Origin of the sequence: Acidithiobacillus marinus (assembly GCF_002847505.1) — a bacterium.
Lineage (GTDB): Bacteria > Pseudomonadota > Gammaproteobacteria > Acidithiobacillales > Acidithiobacillaceae > Acidithiobacillus > Acidithiobacillus marinus.
In genome coordinates, this window is the sequence record NZ_MXAV01000036.1 from 130,969 (window position 1) to 149,094 (window position 18,126).

Below are 18,126 nucleotides of genomic sequence, written 5' to 3' on the forward strand. Positions count from 1 at the left end.
GGCTGTACCGCCTTTTACCAAGTATCCTGTTGCCGTTTTGTCATTGCGAGTCGGCTTATGGCGCAATACTATACCACTATGAATCTCAAGAGTCGCTTCGCCCCTAGTCCTACCGGATATCTCCATCTGGGTAATGCCCGTACCGCCTTGTTTGCCTGGTTGGCAGCCCGTGGCGATGGCGGTAATTTTGTGCTGCGTCTGGAAGACACCGATCAGGCGCGGTCCCCGGAAATCTACGAAAAAGCCCTGTTCGAAGACTTGCAGTGGTTGGGTCTTGATTGGGATGAAGGACCTGATCGGGGTGGTCCGGCAGGCCCCTATCGGCAGATGCAGCGTCTGGAGATTTATCAGAAATACTATGGCCTGCTGCTGGCGGCAGAGCAGGCCTATCCCTGTTATTGCAGCCCAGAAGATCTGGCAGCGGAGCGGGCCGTGCAAAAAGCTGCGGGAAAGGCCCCGCGTTATGGAGGGCGGTGCCGGTATCTGGATGATGCCCAGCGTCAGGCATTGGCAGCACAAGGCATTCAGCCGGTTTTGCGCTTTCGGGTGCCGGATAGTGGCACGCTGAGCGTACCGGATCGGGTCTGGGGAGCGCGCAGCTATGCTCTGGCAGATATTGGGGATTTTGTGATTCGCCGCAGTGATGGCAGTCCGGCCTTTTTCTTTGCCAATGCCGTGGATGACGCCCTGATGGGGGTGAATCTGGTCTTGCGAGGAGAAGATCATCTCAGCAATACCCCGCGCCAGCTTCTGATTTTGCAGGCGCTGCAATTACCGGTGCCGGAGTATGCCCATTTGCCCTTACTGCTGGGTGGCGATGGTCAGCCTCTATCCAAACGGCATGGGGCGGCCAGCTTGCGAGATCTGCAGTCAGAGGGCTATCTCCCGATGGCTGTGCGGAATTATCTGGCCCGGCTCGGTCATCATTATACCGCTTCAGAATTGCTGGACGATGCAGCGCTGGCATCGGGGTTTGCGGTAGAAAACATCAGCCGCGCTCCGGGGCACTTTGATCCGGTCCAGTTGCAGCACTGGCAGCATTTGGCTCTTCAGGAACTCACTGACGCCGAGCTTTGGGACTGGCTTATGGCTGCCCCTGGAGCATTGCGGGATATGATTCCCCACGGATTAGAAATAGCTTTCGTGGCGGCAGTGCGGGCCAATATCCAGCTTCCCGGAGATGGCCTGGATTGGGCGCGGCGCTGCTTTGCCGATCAGTCATTCGCTGCGCTGGCGAAAGAAGAGGCGGCACTGCTGGCCCTGGCCGAAGCCCCAGCGACATTCTGGCCCTTGGCCGAGCGTCTGCTTCAGGAGTCCGCCGGCGATTACCGGATCTGGACCAAAAGTCTGCAGCAGGAAAGCGGCCGCAAAGGCAAATCCCTGTTCATGCCCCTGCGGGCTGCATTGACCGGCCTCTGCCATGGCCCGGAACTCGCGGCCCTATTGCCCCTGATCGGTATGGAGCGCGCCTGTGAGCGCCTGCGTACTGTGCGCCAATATCTCTAGAAACGAGGAATTCATGTCGCCAGCCCTGCCGTCCATTCGTCTTTACGACACGATGCATCATGACAAGCGCCTTCTGGAGCCTGCAAACCCGGGTCAGGTGGGCATTTATGTCTGCGGTATGACGGTGTATGACTACTGTCATCTGGGGCATGCCCGGGTGATGGTCACCTTTGATACGGTAGTGCGCTATTTGCGCGCCCGGGGTCTGAAAGTGACCTATGTGCGCAACATCACCGACATTGATGATAAAATCATCCGTCGTGCTTTGGAGAATAGCGAAACCATACAGTCCCTTACCGCCCGTTTTATAGACGCCATGCATGCCGATGAAGCGGTCCTGCGCTGCCAGCCGCCCGATCTGGAGCCCCGTGCTACTGAGCATGTGGGCGCCATGCAAAACCTGATTGCCGAGTTGATCGCCCGGGGACATGCCTATCCCGCCGCCAATGGGGATGTGTATTACGCCGTGCGCAGTTTTCCGGACTATGGCAAGCTCTCGGGCAAGTCCATCGACGAACTCAATGCCGGGGCGCGGGTGGAATTGGGCGAAGATAAGCGCGATCCCCTGGATTTTGTGCTCTGGAAAGCCGCCAAGCCCGACGAACCTTCCTGGGCCTCGCCCTGGGGTGAAGGACGTCCGGGCTGGCACATCGAATGCTCGGCCATGTCTGCGGATGCCCTGGGTTGCAGCTTTGACATTCATGGCGGCGGTGCAGATCTGCAGTTTCCGCATCATGAAAATGAAATTGCCCAATCCCAGGGGGCGGGTTGTGCTTTTGCCCGTTACTGGATGCACAACGGTTTTGTGCGCATCAATGACGAAAAAATGTCCAAGTCCCTGAACAATTTTTTAACCGTGCGTGAACTGCTGCCATTGTTTTCCGGAGAGGTGCTGCGTTTTTTCATTCTTTCCAGCCAGTATCGCAGTCCTTTGCACTATAGCGAGGAGGGACTGGAGCAGGCCCGGGCCGGGCTTACCCGACTATATACGGTCCTGCGCGGGATGCCCCCGCGTCAGATTGTGCCGGAACTGGGCAGTGAATGGCGAGAACGCTTTCATGCTGCCATGAGTGATGATTTCCATACGCCGGCGGCGCTCGCGACACTGTTTGATCTGGCACGGGAAATCAATCGCCTGCGGGATGAAAAAAGTGAGGTGGCGGCACCCCTGGCAAGCCTCCTGCGGGAGCTGGCTGCCCTGCTCGGCATTTTACAGGAAGATCCGGAAAGCTACTTCCGGGGAAGTATGGATGCCAGTGATAACGCCTGGATTGAAGAACGCATTGCCGCCCGCCTTACTGCACGCCAGCAAAAAGATTATGCCGGTGCCGACGCCATTCGCGAGGAACTGAGCGCCGCTGGCGTCATTCTCGAAGACGGCCCTGCCGGCACCACTTGGCGCCGACAGGAAGGCTGATCTAGTCTTCGCTGAGGGGGAGGGACTGCTGTCCGGGATCCTCGGCCGCTACTTCGCTTTCCTGAACGACAGGCGCTGTCTCGGTAAATAGAGGCAGATGCCAGTCCTCGGGATGGCTGGCGGGCGGAGCACTTTCTTCGACTGGCACAGGCTCGGCAACTCCGCGCATCGTCGACTCAGGCTCGGGTTCCAACGCTGGCGGGGGTGTTACGCTGCCCACTTCCACAGCGCTGTCTGGAGGGGTTTCGCGTTTGGATGCGGCATCGACTGGAGCAGAATGGTTGGCTGAGCCTTCTGCGGCGGACGCTGCGTCGATAGCTGTTTCGGCGTTGTCTACGGGGCTTGGCGTGGATATCAGCATCAAATGCCAGTCGTCCGTGGCGGGTACCGGACCAGGATAGACCAACTCCTCTCTGGGCGCTGGTGCTTGCTCGATCTTGTCTAATGCAGTTTTGGCCACCACCTTGGGCTTCGGAGCAGCTTGTTCATCTTCTACTGACGATGTTTCCTGGGGATTTTCCCCGCCGTTATTCTGGGTGGAGCGCCGGGCTCTGGCCCGACGTCCGCCGCGCCGCCGCCGCCGACTGCGGTTTTCTTCGCTGGGGTTTTCTTCATCGCCTTCGGTAGGCGCGGGGGTTTCAGCAGAGACTTCAGTGCCGCTGCTTTCCGCCATGAATGTGGCTGCATCGACGGGTACATAGCGCGACACTAGGGCGCGTACCAGGCGTGCCAAAATTCCTTCCTCAGCGACTGCGGATTTACCGGCGCTGCTTTTGGATTTGGCTGCTGCCGGCGCAGGGCTGCGCAGGGGCGGGAGCACGTCGGGTGGCGGAGGCGCAGTCAGCGGACTGAGAGCGGCCGATTCCACCCCTGGACGACTGGGCCTGGTCGGCAAGGCATTATTGAGATTTTGCGGGAGCGGCAGGGTGCGTACGGCACTGGCTTCCAGGCGCGTGCGCTCGATATTGTAATGAGGGGTGACCAGCTCCGGCTTGGGAATGATGACAATGCGGGTTTCTGTTTTGGCTTCCAGTTCCAGAATCGGCAGGCGTTTTTCATTGAGCAGATAAACCGCCACGTCCACCGGAACTTCACACTGGACCTCGGCGGGGCCAGGCTTCATGCATTCTTCCTGGAGCAGGCGCAGGACGTGCATGCTGGTGGCTTCGCAACCGCGAATCTGCCCCGTACCATTACAACGCGGGCAGGGCTCGGAAGAGGCTTCTTCCAGACTGGCGCCCAGCCGCTGTCGGGACATTTCCATCAGACCAAAACGGGAAATACGGCCCAGTTGTACCCGCGCCCGATCCAGCTTGAGGGCTTCCTTGAGTTTGCCTTCCACTTCGCGCTGATGTTTTGGGGATTCCATATCAATGAAATCCACCACAATCAGGCCACCGAGATCGCGCAGGCGAATCTGTCGGGCGATTTCTTCCGCCGCCTCCAGATTGGTCCGGAAGGCGGTTTCGGCAATATCCTGACCCTTGGTAGAGCGACCGGAATTGACGTCCACCGCCACCAGGGCCTCGGTATGGTCGATGACGATGGCGCCCCCCGACTCCAGGCGCACTTCGCGGCTGAAGGCGGACTCAATCTGCTGCTCGATCTGATAGCGACTGAAGAGCGGCACATCATTATCGTAATGCTTCAGGCGGTGCACCATTTTCGGCATCATCGCGCCCATGAACTGCACGGCGGCGTGATAGGCGCCTTCTTCATCAATCAGGACTTCACCGAAGTCCTCTGAAAAATGATCGCGCAGCGCCCTGACGACCACGTTGCCTTCCTGATATATCAGAAAGGGAGCAGCACGACTGGCTGCGGTATCGGCAATGGCCTGCCAGATCTGTTTCAGATATTCGAGGTCCCGGTGCAGGGCTTCCAGTTCCTGGCCGATACCGGCAGTGCGGGCAATAACCCCCATATTTTCGGGAATATCCAGCAGTTGCAGATGCTGGCGGATCTGGGTGCGATCATCCCCTTCGATACGTCGAGAAACGCCTCCGGCCCGAGGGTTGTTGGGCATGAGGACCAAATAGCGTCCCGCCAGACTGACAAAGGTGGTGAGGGCGGCACCTTTACTGGAGCGCTCTTCCTTGTCCACCTGGACAATCACTTCCTGGCCTTCGCGAATCAGTTCCTGGATGCGTTTGCGGCCTTGACCGGATTCCTGTTGCTGAAAGTATTCCCGGGCAATTTCCTTGAGGGGCAGAAAACCGTGGCGTTCGGCACCATAATCCACAAAGGCCGCTTCCAGGCTGGGCTCTATCCGGGTGATTTTACCCTTGTAGATATTGCTCTTTTTCTGTTCCTTGTAGGCGCGTTCAATATCGAGGTCGAGGAGTTTTTGACCATCTACCAAAGCCACCCGCAACTCCTCCGCATGGGTGGCGTTAATCAACATCCTTTTCATAAGTTCTTCTTTCTCCGGCGCTCAACCCGCCTGCTCATTCAAGCAGGCCGGGGAGCGCAGCGTTTGTAATTGGGACCGAAAGGCTTGCCCTTCGATGCTATAACGGGAGCCGCACTCTGTCAGCGCAGCGTCCTGAGTCGCAATATATGCCATAAAAGAATAGAATCGCAATCGAAAAAATGCGGGAGCAGTGAAAATATGGCGGAAAACGGAGTGCGACAGTGGCTGGTAACCGATGCCGATGCGGGCCAGCGCCTGGATAATTTCCTCCTGCGGGTCATGAAAGGCGTGCCCCGCTCGCACATCTATAAAATTTTGCGCAGTGGCGAAGTGCGGGTGAATAAGGGACGGGCACGGCCCCATTATCACATTGCCGAGGGTGATGTGTTGCGCCTGCCTCCGGTACGGGTAGCGGCGCCCGGTGATCCGGCAGTGCTCCCGGCCCATCTGCGGAGCCAGCTCGAAGCAGCGGTCCTTTTTGAAGACAGTCATCTGCTGGTGCTGGACAAGCCCAGCGGGTTGGCGGTGCATGGCGGCTCCGGTTTGAGCTGGGGCATCATCGAAGCCCTGCGGCAGTTGCGTCCGGATGCCCGTGAGCTGGAGCTGGTACATCGTTTGGATCGGGAGACTTCCGGATGCCTGATACTGAGCAAAAAGCGTTCGGCACTGCGCGCACTGCATGAAAGCCTGCGTCAGGGGCAGATGGAAAAACACTATCTGGCCCTGGCCTGCGGTGACTGGAAGGGGCCTGCGCGCTCGGTCCGCCTGCCGCTGCGCAAAAACACCCTGCAATCCGGTGAGCGCATGGTGCGGGTGGACCCCGTCGCCGGCAAAGAAGCCCATACCCATTTCTCGGCTCGGGAACATTTTTCCGGGGCAACCCTGGTCGAGGCTGATCTGGATACCGGGCGCACCCATCAGATTCGTGTACACCTCCAGGCCATCGCCCACGCTGTTGCCGGTGACGAAAAATATGGCGATCCTGCCTTTAATCAGCGCCTGCGCGCTTTGGGTTTGCGGCGTCTGTTCCTGCACGCCGCCAGTATTCGTTTTGCGCACCCCCGTGATCAGCAGCCCATGCATATCCAGGCCCCCTTACCGGCCGAATTGGAGGCCGTATTGCAGCAATTACGCCAGGAGTCATGTTTATGATGCCTATATTGCAAAATCGCCGACTGATTATTTTCGACTGGGACGGCACCCTGATGGACAGTATTTCCACCATCTGTCGCTGCCTGGCCCACGCCTTTGCCTATGCCGGGTTAGAGGACCGGGGAGAAGCACAATACAAGGAAATCATTGGTCTGGGCCTGAGCGATGCCCTGGCAGTATTGGCCCCCGAGGCTGACGAACATCTGCGCGAGCGCATTCTGGCAGGTTACCGCCATTGTTTTTTCGGAACTCCTGCAGCCGCCATGCCGCTGTTTCCGGGGGTTGAGGAAACCCTGTCGAGGCTGGCGGATGCGGGTTATCAACTGGCTGTGGCTACGGGTAAGGCGCGTCGAGGTCTGGACAAGGTGCTCACTGAAAATCCGCGTCTGGCAGCACTGGTCAGTGCCAGCCGTTGTGCCGATGAAACCCGCTCCAAGCCGGACCCGCTCATGCTCGAAGAGCTGCTGGATCATTACCAATTGCCCCCGGAAGCCGCTGTCATGGTCGGCGATACGGTGCATGACATGGAAATGGCCGTGGCCGCCGGTGTTTTGCCGATTGGCGTCCTCTGTGGTGTGCATGATGCGTCACGCCTGATCCAGGCGGGTGCGCAGGTGTGCATACCTGACCCGAGGTTTTTGCTGGGTAAACGGGATTAATCGAACTGGAGCTGCTGAAAATCAGGTGGATTCAAAGCTGAATTGACGCAAAAGGGATACTTCAATGTGCTGCGGATCAGCCCGCAATATGCTGCTTTTTCACATTAGAGGCCGCATTGAACTTCGCTTCAGGCTCCTGTTCTGCATCAGCTGCCACCTCCTGAGGGCAACGATTTTCCTTACCGGCGATCAACTCCAGACTTTGCGGGTAGGCAAAGCATGGTAGGCACCCTGCGTCAAAAAAATTTGACGCGAGGATAAAGTTTACCCCCAGCATTGGCGCTCGTAGGATCGCATCACTTTTGTGCTATAGTGCAGTGGTGCAGTGGTGCATGACATGGAGGCTATCATGCAGAACGTTAAAACAATTGGGAGCAATGGCCAGATTTCTTTTGGCAAACGGTATGCGGGTCGTCACGTATCAGTGGAAGAGCAAGAGCCCGGGGTATGGTTGGTACGAACCGTGAAGATAATCCCTGACAATGAGCTTTGGCTGAACACGCCCAAGGCGCAAAGCGATCTGCAACGTGCTATGGCCTGGGCATCGGCGCATCCGGCGGATGATACCGACACTCGGCACGCTCTGGATCAAATGATTCGTGGGTGATCAGGTTCGTCTGGACCTGAATAATCCGGTATTCCAGGAAAACCTGCTTGCCTTGCCCAAGCCAGAACGTCATTCAGCCCTGGAGACCTTGAGAAAGATTTTGCACATGACCTGGGATCAGGTCTACCGGGATAAGGGGCTGCGATGGGAAAAAATTTTGAGTGTGACGCCGCCCAAAGATATTGCTGCCATCTACTCGCTACGGATCACGCAATCCCGCAGGGCGACCGCCTACCGAGATGGAGACTACTTGCGGTTTTTAACCGTTGCCCCGCACCACGATGCAACTTATGGTAAGAAATGAGATGAAACGAGAATGTGACGCTGGCTAACGGGGATCTCACCGGGTTCCATAGCGGTTATCATCCTTCTGATAATTATTGCTTTAGTCGTCAGCAGACTGGGCGATTTTTCCGGGCTGAATACTTTGTCCGACCAATGGTGAAACCTTTGATAAAGCCCTTCCGGTTAGTGGCAACCGTCCAGACGTTCCTGGCGGTTCTGTTTTTGCTTGAACATATCGCCGTTTCGATAAGATAAGCGAGATAACCCATGCGCATCGCCTGCGCCTCCGACCTCCACCTGGAGTTCGATTCAACTATCATGCTGACCGCGCTATCCACAGCTGCCATGGGCACCACCGCCGATGTGCTGGTTCTGGCCGGTAACGTGGACAGGATGCCGGAATATTACATGGAACTCTTGCGCAGGCTGCTAGAGATGAGCGCTATCAGTCAGTCAGAAGACAAGCTTTGGTTGGCATGTCCCCCGGAGGACGAAGTGGAGGGCTGCAGCAATGGAGAAAGAAGATAAATTAATCCTGGACTGGCATTGCAGCATGGAGTCGAGTGCCGATTATCTACCCATGGACGCCTTGTGTGCGGGGGTGGCCTATCAAATATGGGCGCGTAATGCCTATGTAGGTATATGGCTCCCGGCAGAACAAGGCTTTCTGATATCGCGCTACAAAATGGGCGCGACGCCGCGTTTGTTTGTGGAATGGCATTGGGATGGGGGGAAACCAACGGGCACCGTGAAGCCTGTCTGTGTGCTGGAACCATGCCCGATGGAGCTACCAGAACGCCTTACGGAACCTACTGCGCAGGAATCGAACGATTTCTGTGCCTGGCTGGATGCGCTGGAAACGCAATATCCATTATTCCCCGGGGTAGATACCGTAGCCATGCGGCGCGATGCAGCTCTTCGGTGGCAGCAAAGACAAGCGGAAGCCCGACGGAACCCAAGTGATCGACCGAGAGTTTGGACCTTGGAGTCCCGCTGAACGGCTCTTGCAGCGACATCGGCAGGTTGGCCAGTGACCTATCGGATAGATGAAGGAGAAATCGATAATGCACGCCTTAACAACCCTGAGAGCACTGATGTCAGACAAGGAGATTCATGTTCCTTCCTATCAGCGGGCTTATTCGTGGGATACGCCCATAAAAAAATACGGAAACGACCATACCCAAACCGATGAATTCCTGACAGATCTGGAGACCTATAGTAACGCAAGGCAGCACACCCCTTACCATTTTGGGACTTTTCTGTTCGAGAAAAACGGGCAGGTGTTGAAGGTGATAGATGGTCAACAGCGCCTGACGACCATTGTCATGTTCCTGTCTGCACTGTTCTCGAGACTGGAATCCATCCGAACATGGTCGGAAGCAGAGAAAGCCTGTTACGGAGATATGCTGCGGCAGGGTGAGCTTATCCGCTTTTCGACCGTTGACCGGGATCAGCAGATTTTTATCGATTATGTTATCAAGCAAAGCAACTGTGACCATACGCGCCTCGAAACGGAATCCGCATGGCGCATTGTCAGAGCCTTTGACTATTTTAAGCAGCAACTTGCGGATAAATCAGAAGCATATCTGGTAAAAATGCTTTCCGTGGTCAGCGGGGCCACCTGTGTCGTGCATCTGGTTCACCAGAAATCCGATGCCATGCAGATGTTTATTCTGCAAAACGCGCGCGGAAAACCGCCGCTCAATGTGGAACTGGTGAAGACCCTGTTTATGCACCATGTCAATACGCCGGGATCCGCATCAGATGAACAAGATGCTCTTTCCGAAAAAGTCAGGCAGTGCTTTGAAAAAATCCATCATTTGAGCTGGCTTGCCGAATACGGCACCAGTGCGGATGATATTTTGCTTATAGCCTTGCAAGTTTATACCCATGCGCTCTGGGTATGTCTCGACCCGCTGGCTCAGGTGAAAAGATTGTTGCACAAGGACAGGTCCAACGATTTTGTAGCCAATTTCTCTGGGCTGCTGTCATCAACTTGTGATCTCCTGGAAAACTTCTTCGGTGAATGGTCTTTTCAAAATGCGGATATTCACTCACTTGTATCCCTGGGTGATATCAATATGGCGCTGCCTTTTGTCCTGAAGGCGTATCTGTATGGCTTGCCGCTGGCTGAGATTGGCCAGCTTTCCCGCGCTTTGGAATCCATCATTCTGCGGGACAAGTTGATAGGGGAGGGGGATCTGCATGTGGTGCTGGGAGATGTGTTTTCCCGGTTTACGAAGGCGGATAATGATTTATCCCCCATAATTACGCAGATTGACTGGATGAAAACCGCTGACCATTCATTGTTCGGCTCCTGGAGCAATAGTAAATTACATGAACTATTGCAGCACTGGTCTCCAGATGAACACCTCGCGACCTTTCTTCTCTGGAAGTATGAAATGCTGCTGGAGCAGCAGATCAACGGGAGTTCTCGTCATTTGTGGGCAAAACTCGGAGAATTCGAGCTCGACTATATTGGGCATCCCTGCATAACCGAACAAGACGATTACGCGCATGACAGCGAATATGTGGTTCGCGGAACCACCTTGGGAAATATGATGCTTTGTTCAAAGTCCGACCGCTGTGAGCTTGGTAAAACCCCAGTGGCCCAAAAACTTCCGGGTTACATCCACAATGAACAGCAAAAAGAGGTTAAAAGACTGGTTGCAGAAAATGCGGCATGGAGTGGTGCGCTCATGGGGCAGAGAAACGATACAATCATAACCCATATAATTTCAGCGTTATAAAAGGTGCATCATGGATAAACGCGTTCTTGATTCGTTGTGGGTAGTTATAGAAGAATTTCGGGAAAATCCCTATGCCTTTCTATATGAGGAAGATATTCGCGCAACATTGTTTTGTGAAATGAGAAAACGTATGCCAGAGATGATTAAAATCAAAGGGAATTCCGCTCCTGAGGCGGAATATCAGCTTCGTGAGGTGTATTGCGAGTACGGAACAAAGATAGACATTGCCTGCTTAGATACGGAGGCCGAAATCTCTCGTGACAAGCATAAAGGTTACGACACCTTTATTTATGGCATCCCGATAAAGGTTGGTATAGAGCTAAAATACCGAAAGATTGGGGATAGCTTTTCTGTGCAAGAATCGGTGAAAGATTATGAAAAGCTGAAGGAGGCAGGGGTGGCCCATTGCTTGGCCTTGGCCTTTGTTCAGGATGAGAACAAACTTGAGGATTTTCTCAGGCCTGGAACTGAATCGAAAGAAATGCGGAGGACGTGGTCTGATTTCTGCAATAACCCGGAAGGGGTGTTCGTTATTTCAAAGAGTAAGATACTCCAGGTAAGTTCTGGCTCTGTGTCGTTTTGAGTGGGTAGAATGGTAGTTGCAGACCCTGCCTCCGGCCCTCGCCAAACTCTGATAAAATCTTTTTCGAAAATGACGAGGATATTTCAATAACTTGATGAGCATGGAGCGGTACCCTCATGCAGCAGAGAGGTGAGATAATCCTAACCGTATTATGACTGTGTTATAAATAAGGTGCAGTTTTGGGCGCGGTAAGTATGTTCTCAGCCTCCTCCCGGCGTTGCGATACTGAATTTTGTTAAGCGCAGGTCATCGAAGACGAGCCGAGTATGGAAGCAGAGGATCCGCATCATTAGCGCGATTGCAATCGGAATTTTTGGGACACTGGGAAAAATATCCTGCCACTTTATCCCACATCAACCCGCATCAGGTATGATCTAACCAGATGTTTTCAAGGTGATACTACTTTGTACTACCATGGTGTGGTGCGAAAGGGGAGCATCACAAACGTCAGTGTTTTCAGTATGTTATATTTCCTATGGGACAATTTATCGACTCTTCCATGCCTTCTTGCGCTCTGCCCAAGCTCGAATGTCTCCTGGTTTCCAGCGCCGCTTGGCGCGAGTGCCGTTGCCAAAAACGATGGGCTTGGGTGCATCTTTCTGCTGCGACCAAGCTTGTGCCCAAGTATAGCGGGAAATGCCGAAGTAGTCGCCACACATTACCCGACATCTGTTAGCCCAAAGCAGTAATGTCCCCTTCCAGCAATTCTAAAATGTCTCCTTTGCTACGAGCCAGGACGGCGAGTAGCTCCCCGGTAGGCAACGCGGTGTGCTGCATCCGCCGGAACAATCGCGGTAGCTGGGAGTGCAGGCGCGTGCGGTGCCGCATGGTTGCCGTAGAGTCAACTGGGAGACGAGTGTGCCGCCTGCGCCCCAACGAGGGCGTGGCGGCACGCTCCGGTGACCAGGACGGTCGGGGCCTATCGACCGGTCGGGAGCCGCAAGAGGGCTTCCGATCCGCCGGTCGGAGAGTTGGTCGGTGGGTTGCCAGTAGAGCCGGAACTCATGATATCATATACGACATGCTTAAAGTCGTGCTCGATACCTCTGTCCTGGCCAGGCCCTGCGTAGCCGCTCAGGAGCCAGTCATGCCGTGTTACGGCTGGTGGCCCTTGGCCAGGTGGGGATATTGGCGACGCCCGCGCTGTTTTGGGAATATGAAGCGGTGCTGAAGAGGGACGAACAACGGACCGTTTCCGGTCTGTCGATTCCAGAGATAGACCATCTCCTGGATGCGCTGGCGAGTGCTTGCCTACCCGTGGAGATTCATTTTCAGTGGCGGCCACAGCTGAATGACCCAAATGACGAGATGGTCCTGGATACGGCCGTCAACAGCAACGCTGACGCCCTGGTTACGTTCAACCTGGCGCACTTCGCTATAGCCGCAAAGCGTTTTGGTCTACCGCTATGGCTCCCTAAGCAACTTTTGATGGAGGTTCACAAATGAACAAAGCCGCCTATGCGCTCAAACTGCCACATTCTCTCAAGGCGGCAGCACAACGCCTGGCTCGCGAAGATGGGGTATCACTGAACCAGTGGATTACCGTGGCGCTGGCCGAGAAGGTGGGAGCCGTGGAAACAGCCGCTGACTTCTTCAAGCGGCGGGCAGATGGAGCAAAGCCCTCCGACATCTTGCCAATTTTGGATAAGGCCGGAAATGAACCGCCGCGCCCAGGCGATGAGATGCCGTGATGGATCTGGAATCCTAGCGGAAACTGTCGCATTATGGAGCTGATCAATGGCGGTGGGATTTTTCAGGGAATGTACTTTTTGTCTCAAAACAACGGCGGTTTCAAGTTTGAAGTGCAACACCGCAGTTTAACTCCCTGATTTGCCGTGCCATCACTTCGGCTGGCGTTTGGAATCCCAAGGATTTCCTGGGCCGGTTATTGAGTTCCTCCGCCACCTGAGTCAAACGCCGTTGTGAATATTCGGATAAGTCCGTGCCCTTGGGGAAATACTGACGCAGTAGGCCATTCGTATTTTCATTGGTCGGACGCTGCCAGGGGCTATGTGGGTCAGCAAAATAAACACGTATGCCCGTATTTCGCTCCAGTTCCTGATGCCGAGCCATTTCGCGGCCCTGATCATAGGTGAGCGTTTGCCGGAAGCTCTTGGGCAGCGTACGCAAACGCCGCGTAAAGCTTTCCAGGATCGCCTCTGCCGTAGCATCCTCCACTCGCGCGAGGATGACGAAGCGACTGCTACGATCCACTAACGTGCCAATAGCACTGGCATTGAATGCCCCCTTGATCAGGTCGCCTTCCCAGTGACCGGGTACTTCGCGGGCTTGTGCTTCCTCCGGGCGCTCACGGATCGAGCGCATGTTCGTGATCCCGCCACGACGGTCTTTACCTCGTGTGCGGGGCTTGCGTTTGCTGTGCCCTCTGCGCAGCCCTGCAATCAATGTCTTGCGCAGTTCACCCGCCGGGTGGGCATAGATAAACTGGTAAATAGTCTCATGAGAGACGTGCCACTGTTTGTCTTCGGGATAGTCCATCCGCAACCTCCCCGCTATCTGCTCCGGTGACCACTTCCTTTGCAGAATAGCGTGTGTCACCGCGAGGGTTAAAGGCGAACCTTCAGTCAACTTCCTGACTCCCTTGCGTCGGCGCCTCTGCGCTTCTTCCCGACCGCATACGGCGTCATAGGTCTCTTCCACACGACCGCGCTGAATCTCCCGACTGATCGTGCTAGGGCTTCGGCCCAACTGCCTGGCAATGCCACGAATACTCAGCCCCTGATTCAATCCACGCTGTATCTGGTTTCGCTGATCGGGCATCAATTGCCTGTATTTTCTGGCCATCTCTCACCTCCGTCTGCCTTCGACCAGAGGTGTTGCACTTCATTTTAGAGCGCTCCAACCCTTGCCTAGTACCAGGCACCACCAGCAAAATCAGCCCATCCACCGCTCACGGTCTGCCATCATCGAGACAAAACAATCCCTTGTGTCTATAACGCTAACAGAGAATCCCGCATAACACATGCCAGAAACCACATCCTCCCCTCGCCATTATCATTTCATTTCCGGATTGCCCCGTTCCGGTAGCACCCTGCTGGCGGCCATTCTGCGGCAGAATCCCCGTTTCTCCGCCGGTATGAGTAGCCCCGTGGCAGGCCTGGTACATACCCTGCTGCACCAGATGAGCGGCCAGAACGAATACGCTGTATTTCTCAACAATCAGCAGCGTGCCACGATCCTGCGCGGGGTCGTGGAACACTACTACGCGGGCTACCCGGCAGCTGTGGTCTTCGATACCAACCGGACCTGGTGCAGCAAACTCCCCTTGTTGACCACCCTGTTCCCGGAGAGCAAAGTGATCGCCTGCGTGCGCGATATACCCTGGATCGTCGACAGTATCGAACGCCTGGTGCGCAAGAATGTGTTTGAACCTTCCATCCTGTTCAACTACAACACCGGCGGCACCGTGTATACCCGCACAAACGAAATCGTAGGTTCAAACGGGTTGATCGGACAAGCCTATGATGCCCTCAAGGAAGCCTACTACGGGGAGCAGGCCAGTGGCCGCTTGATCCTCGTGCCCTATGAAAGCCTGGTCAGTGCCCCAGAGCGGGTATTGCAGGCGCTGTATACCTTTCTGGAAGAACCGGCATACGCGCACGATCTGGAGAATCTCCAGTTCGATGCCGAAGCCTATGACCGACGGGCGGGAACCCCGGGACTGCATCAGATTCGCCCTCGGATAGAAGCCGCAGCGCGTACCACAATCCTGCCTCCGGATCTGTTCCAGCGCTTCCAGGGGGATGCCTTCTGGAGAGATTCCGCTCGGATGCGCCCGGATATACCGGTACTCTAACCCGCAGCGCGGGGATCCACATACGCTCGCTCCCGGATCCACTGCGTCGCAATCCATTTCTCGCCTTGCGTCACCGGATTCCCGGCATGCAGGGCGAGCGGCTCCCGTACACCGGCGGCATTGAGGTTCCGAAACACGATACCACTACCGGGTAACGGAACCACCGTGAGCCCGAGCTCCGGAAAACACGTCTCTCCCCCACCTTCCACCGGATTGAGGTAAAATATTAGGGTCCACTGCCGGTTCCCGCCACAACGCAAGGCCGGACTGTCCGTCGCAAAGGCATCAAAGTGCGGGCGGTACTCTCCGCCCGGAAGATACCGGAGAATCTGCAAGGGTTCCTGGCAGTCCAGAGACACCCCCGTGAGCTGGGCAATCCCCGCAGCCATCCGTTGCAGCAGGGGATACTGCTCCCGTTTCGGCCAGGCCATTTGCGACACCCGTTGCGGATGGGACACAGCCTCTCCGCTGTCTTCGTCCGTCACTGTCGCGTCCTGCAGGTGTGCGCGTCCTATCTGGATCAGTGCCGCACAGTCGGGCGGGGACAGCAGGCCTGCCCAGCAGGTCAGGTCAATCCGGTCACAGTGGAACAGTTTTTGTGCCACAACCTCCTACCAGCGATAGGTGGCCAGCAGGTCAAAAGTGTTCAGGTGCGTATCTCCGGCAAACTGACCATCGTAGGCCACCTTCATCGTCCAGGGGGCCAGACGGCCCGTCAGGGTGAGCCCGGCATCGGTATTCAGTGCACCATTGGGAGCAACCAGTGCGCGCTCATAGCTGTTCAGCAAGCCGACCGTCTCCGCTTGAGTGACGTGCAAGGTACCCGCATAGCCCGTACCGCCGACCGATACCCAGGGAATCACGGTCATTCCGGCAGTCCGCAGGTCGTAACCCATTCGCAGGCCACCAGAAAATGCCGCGACACTGGTGGATAGTCCGCCATACTGGATGTCCAGCATCCCGGCACCGTGCTCCGCAAAACCGTTCAGGTGCGTGTGCAGATAGCTGATCCGGCCATAGGGCGTCAGAAAAGCCTGACCCAGGGGAATCAGATACTGTCCCTGTACGCCCAGGCCGGCATACCAGCCACTCGTGTGACCCGAGGCAATGACGTTGCTCGGATAGAGATACCGGGTGCTGTCCTGATGCAGATAGCCCGCACCCAGGGTCGCCGAGACCCGTAAGTGTCCCGCCGTGTCGAGGGCATAGCCAAAGCCGCCGAAGGATTGGCCGTCCACCCTTTGCTGGCTGCTGCGAGTCCCGGTGCCCGAGCCGACAAAGGCCGCACCCAGAACCAGATGGGATTGCAGGTGGGCATGGACCGTCGCGCCATATCCGGCAATTCCACCGTAATCCTCGACACTCGCGCCATTGGCTCGACCAAAGCCTCCAAAGCCCTTCGCCCAGGATCCATCCCGACTGTTGGTGAACTGTGCCCCCTGCGTCCCGACCTGCTCGGCTCCATCCATCAGGCTGTTGATGGCGGTGAAGCCGCTGGCCGTATTGATGTAATCACTGTCCACCACGCCCTGCCCACTCCGAAATAGCCGGTCGTGGCTCAGTTGTGCCGGTGTGGGTGCCGGTGTGGGTGCCGGTGTAGGTGCCGGTGTAGGTGCCGGTGTAGGTGCCGGTGTAGGTGCCGGTGTAGGTGCCGGTGTGGCCGTCAATTCCAGATAGCTGTCGTCCTTCCCGTAAGTGACTTCCGGCGTGATATAGCTGGCAAAGAGGGGATTGTAGGTGACCTTGCTGAAGCTGCCGGATACACCGCCAGCCGCATGCACAATGTCGTACTGCTTTCCGGCCTTGTAGGTGCCGGATGCCCCGGATTCCTGCAGAATCTCCAGCGCGCCATTCAGGGCGGCCGTGCCGGTCACATCCAGCTGGTCATAGTCCGTACCCGCCGTGGTATCACTCGGGGTGATCTCGATGTCCAGCGTTCCCGCGCTGCTTTGAACGTAATTACCCTTGATCGTGAGCGTGCCGATACTACCGCCGGGATAGACCGTACCCGCGTTGCTCACATTACCAATGATCGTGCCATGACCGCGCAGGGTGCCATGGGTGTCCACGGCCACATTGCCTTTCAGGGAAGCCCCTGGCGTACTGGCATCCCCCACTTCCAGCGTCCCGCCGCTGATCGTAGTGCCATCCTTCGGACCGCCGGTGCCATTATCAATCACCGTGCCGCCCTGGAAATCCCAGTGGGTGACGCTGTTCCCTGTTCCAGCAAAAGATCCTGTTAGAGTCCAGGTAGCCGTGTTCTGGGCGTCCGTGCCAAAAGTGGTGAAGCCCTGATATTCCTGACTGCTGCCGATCTGGGACAAGTCAAAGGTATCACTGGTCTTGCCACCCAAATCCAGGGTATCCCCGCCGTTGGCGGTGCCACTGGTACTGACCACATCGCCGTTGAACTGGTAGCCATTTTCCAATACCAGGGTGTTGCCGCCACCGGAGAACTGAATCGCATCTGCCCGAGTCGGACTGCTGCCGCCCGACAGACCACCGCTGATCGTGCCTGCGTTATAGATGGTGGAACCACCCGTGGAGACAACACCAGCGCCGCCGTTGCCGTTGCTGCCGTTGCTGCCGTTGCTGCCGTTGCTGCCGTAGCCGCCGATGCTGCCGTTGCTGCCGTTGCTGCCGTTGCTGCCGTTGCTGCCGGGGGCGCCGGGGGCGCCGGGGGCGCCGGGGGCGCCGTAGCCGCCGGTGCCGCCGTCGCCACCCACACCACCGGTAATGGTTCCGGTATTCGTCAGTGTAAATCTCGTGCCACTCACCCCTGATCCACCTGCTCCGCCGTTACCGCCGTTACCGCCGATGCCGCCGATGCCGCCGATGCCGCCGATGCCGCCGATGCCGCCGATGCCGCCGATGCCGCCGATGCCGCCGATGCCGCCGGTGCCGCCGGTGCCGCCGGTGCCGCCGTCGCCGCCGGGG

The 18,126-nt window shown here is 56.6% G+C and carries 17 protein-coding genes; 13 read left to right on the forward strand and 4 right to left on the reverse strand.

Translation table 11 applies throughout. The features are described 5' to 3' along the window. Nucleotides 1-57: 57 nt before the first annotated feature. A complete protein-coding gene (gene gltX / locus B1757_RS10170; protein WP_101538202.1) occupies nt 58-1,506 on the forward strand; it encodes a glutamate--tRNA ligase in 1,449 nt (482 codons plus the stop codon). Between the two features lie 13 nt (nt 1,507-1,519). Further along, nucleotides 1,520-2,923 carry a cysteine--tRNA ligase gene (gene cysS, locus B1757_RS10175; protein WP_101538203.1) on the forward strand — a complete coding sequence of 468 codons (1,404 nt, stop codon included), beginning with the start codon at nt 1,520-1,522 and terminating at the stop codon, nt 2,921-2,923. Nucleotide 2,924: 1 nt separating this feature from the next. Here cysS and B1757_RS10180 read toward each other — a convergent pair whose 3' ends face one another. Beyond that, on the reverse strand, nt 2,925-5,336 hold the full coding sequence (locus B1757_RS10180; RefSeq protein ID WP_253253806.1) for an Rne/Rng family ribonuclease: 2,412 nt from the start codon (nt 5,334-5,336) through the stop codon (nt 2,925-2,927). Nucleotides 5,337-5,534: 198 nt separating this feature from the next. Between B1757_RS10180 and rluC the strand changes: the two genes are divergently transcribed. The 10 genes from rluC to B1757_RS10230 all read left to right on the forward strand — a co-directional run bounded on the left by rluC (nt 5,535) and on the right by B1757_RS10230 (nt 13,063). After that, complete coding sequence (rluC, locus tag B1757_RS10185; RefSeq protein ID WP_101538205.1) at nt 5,535-6,488, forward strand: 23S rRNA pseudouridine(955/2504/2580) synthase RluC; 954 nt, start codon at nt 5,535-5,537, stop codon at nt 6,486-6,488. After that, nucleotides 6,485-7,147, forward strand: a complete 663-nt coding sequence (locus B1757_RS10190; protein ID WP_101538206.1) for an HAD family hydrolase — start codon at nt 6,485-6,487, stop codon at nt 7,145-7,147. The genes rluC and B1757_RS10190 overlap by 4 nt, the downstream gene beginning before the upstream one ends. 349 nt (nt 7,148-7,496) lie before the next feature. Next, the gene (locus B1757_RS10195) at nt 7,497-7,754 is read left to right on the forward strand and encodes a hypothetical protein (protein WP_101538207.1); all 258 of its coding nucleotides are present in this window, start codon (nt 7,497-7,499) and stop codon (nt 7,752-7,754) included. Then, nucleotides 7,747-8,058 (forward strand): hypothetical protein, encoded by a 312-nt coding sequence (locus B1757_RS10200; protein ID WP_101538208.1) that lies wholly within the window; start codon nt 7,747-7,749, stop codon nt 8,056-8,058. Before B1757_RS10195 ends, B1757_RS10200 begins: the two co-directional genes overlap by 8 nt. Before the next feature lie 248 nt (nt 8,059-8,306). Further along, the gene (locus B1757_RS15805; RefSeq protein WP_101538209.1) at nt 8,307-8,567 is read left to right on the forward strand and encodes a metallophosphoesterase; all 261 of its coding nucleotides are present in this window, start codon (nt 8,307-8,309) and stop codon (nt 8,565-8,567) included. After that, nucleotides 8,551-9,036, forward strand: coding sequence for a hypothetical protein (locus B1757_RS10210; protein ID WP_101538210.1), 486 nt, complete (start codon nt 8,551-8,553; stop codon nt 9,034-9,036). The genes B1757_RS15805 and B1757_RS10210 overlap by 17 nt, the downstream gene beginning before the upstream one ends. Before the next feature lie 67 nt (nt 9,037-9,103). Beyond that, on the forward strand, nt 9,104-10,789 hold the full coding sequence (locus B1757_RS10215) for a DUF262 domain-containing protein (protein WP_172437674.1): 1,686 nt from the start codon (nt 9,104-9,106) through the stop codon (nt 10,787-10,789). 10 nt (nt 10,790-10,799) lie between these two features. After that, nucleotides 10,800-11,372, forward strand: coding sequence for a hypothetical protein (locus B1757_RS10220; RefSeq protein WP_101538212.1), 573 nt, complete (start codon nt 10,800-10,802; stop codon nt 11,370-11,372). Nucleotides 11,373-12,434: 1,062 nt separating this feature from the next. Continuing rightward, nucleotides 12,435-12,818, forward strand: a complete 384-nt coding sequence (locus B1757_RS10225; protein WP_301179163.1) for a putative toxin-antitoxin system toxin component, PIN family — start codon at nt 12,435-12,437, stop codon at nt 12,816-12,818. Further along, a complete protein-coding gene (locus B1757_RS10230; protein WP_101538213.1) occupies nt 12,815-13,063 on the forward strand; it encodes a toxin-antitoxin system HicB family antitoxin in 249 nt (82 codons plus the stop codon). Before B1757_RS10225 ends, B1757_RS10230 begins: the two co-directional genes overlap by 4 nt. Nucleotides 13,064-13,163: 100 nt before the next feature. Here the strand turns inward: B1757_RS10230 and B1757_RS10235 are convergent, their stop codons facing one another. After that, a complete protein-coding gene (locus tag B1757_RS10235; RefSeq protein ID WP_101536841.1) occupies nt 13,164-14,177 on the reverse strand; it encodes an IS30 family transposase in 1,014 nt (337 codons plus the stop codon). A gap of 178 nt (nt 14,178-14,355) precedes the next feature. On the opposite strand from B1757_RS10235, the gene B1757_RS10240 reads away from it, so the two are divergent. After that, nucleotides 14,356-15,189, forward strand: a complete 834-nt coding sequence (locus B1757_RS10240; RefSeq protein ID WP_101538214.1) for a sulfotransferase family protein — start codon at nt 14,356-14,358, stop codon at nt 15,187-15,189. On the opposite strand, the gene B1757_RS10245 is transcribed toward B1757_RS10240, so the two are convergent. Next, a complete protein-coding gene (locus B1757_RS10245; RefSeq protein ID WP_101538215.1) occupies nt 15,186-15,794 on the reverse strand; it encodes a 2OG-Fe(II) oxygenase in 609 nt (202 codons plus the stop codon). The two genes, B1757_RS10240 and B1757_RS10245, sit on opposite strands and share 4 nt — an antisense overlap. A 6-nt stretch (nt 15,795-15,800) precedes the next feature. Further along, the coding region (locus B1757_RS15925) for an autotransporter outer membrane beta-barrel domain-containing protein (protein ID WP_143484243.1) at nt 15,801-18,126 on the reverse strand (2,326 nt) is incomplete at its 5' end.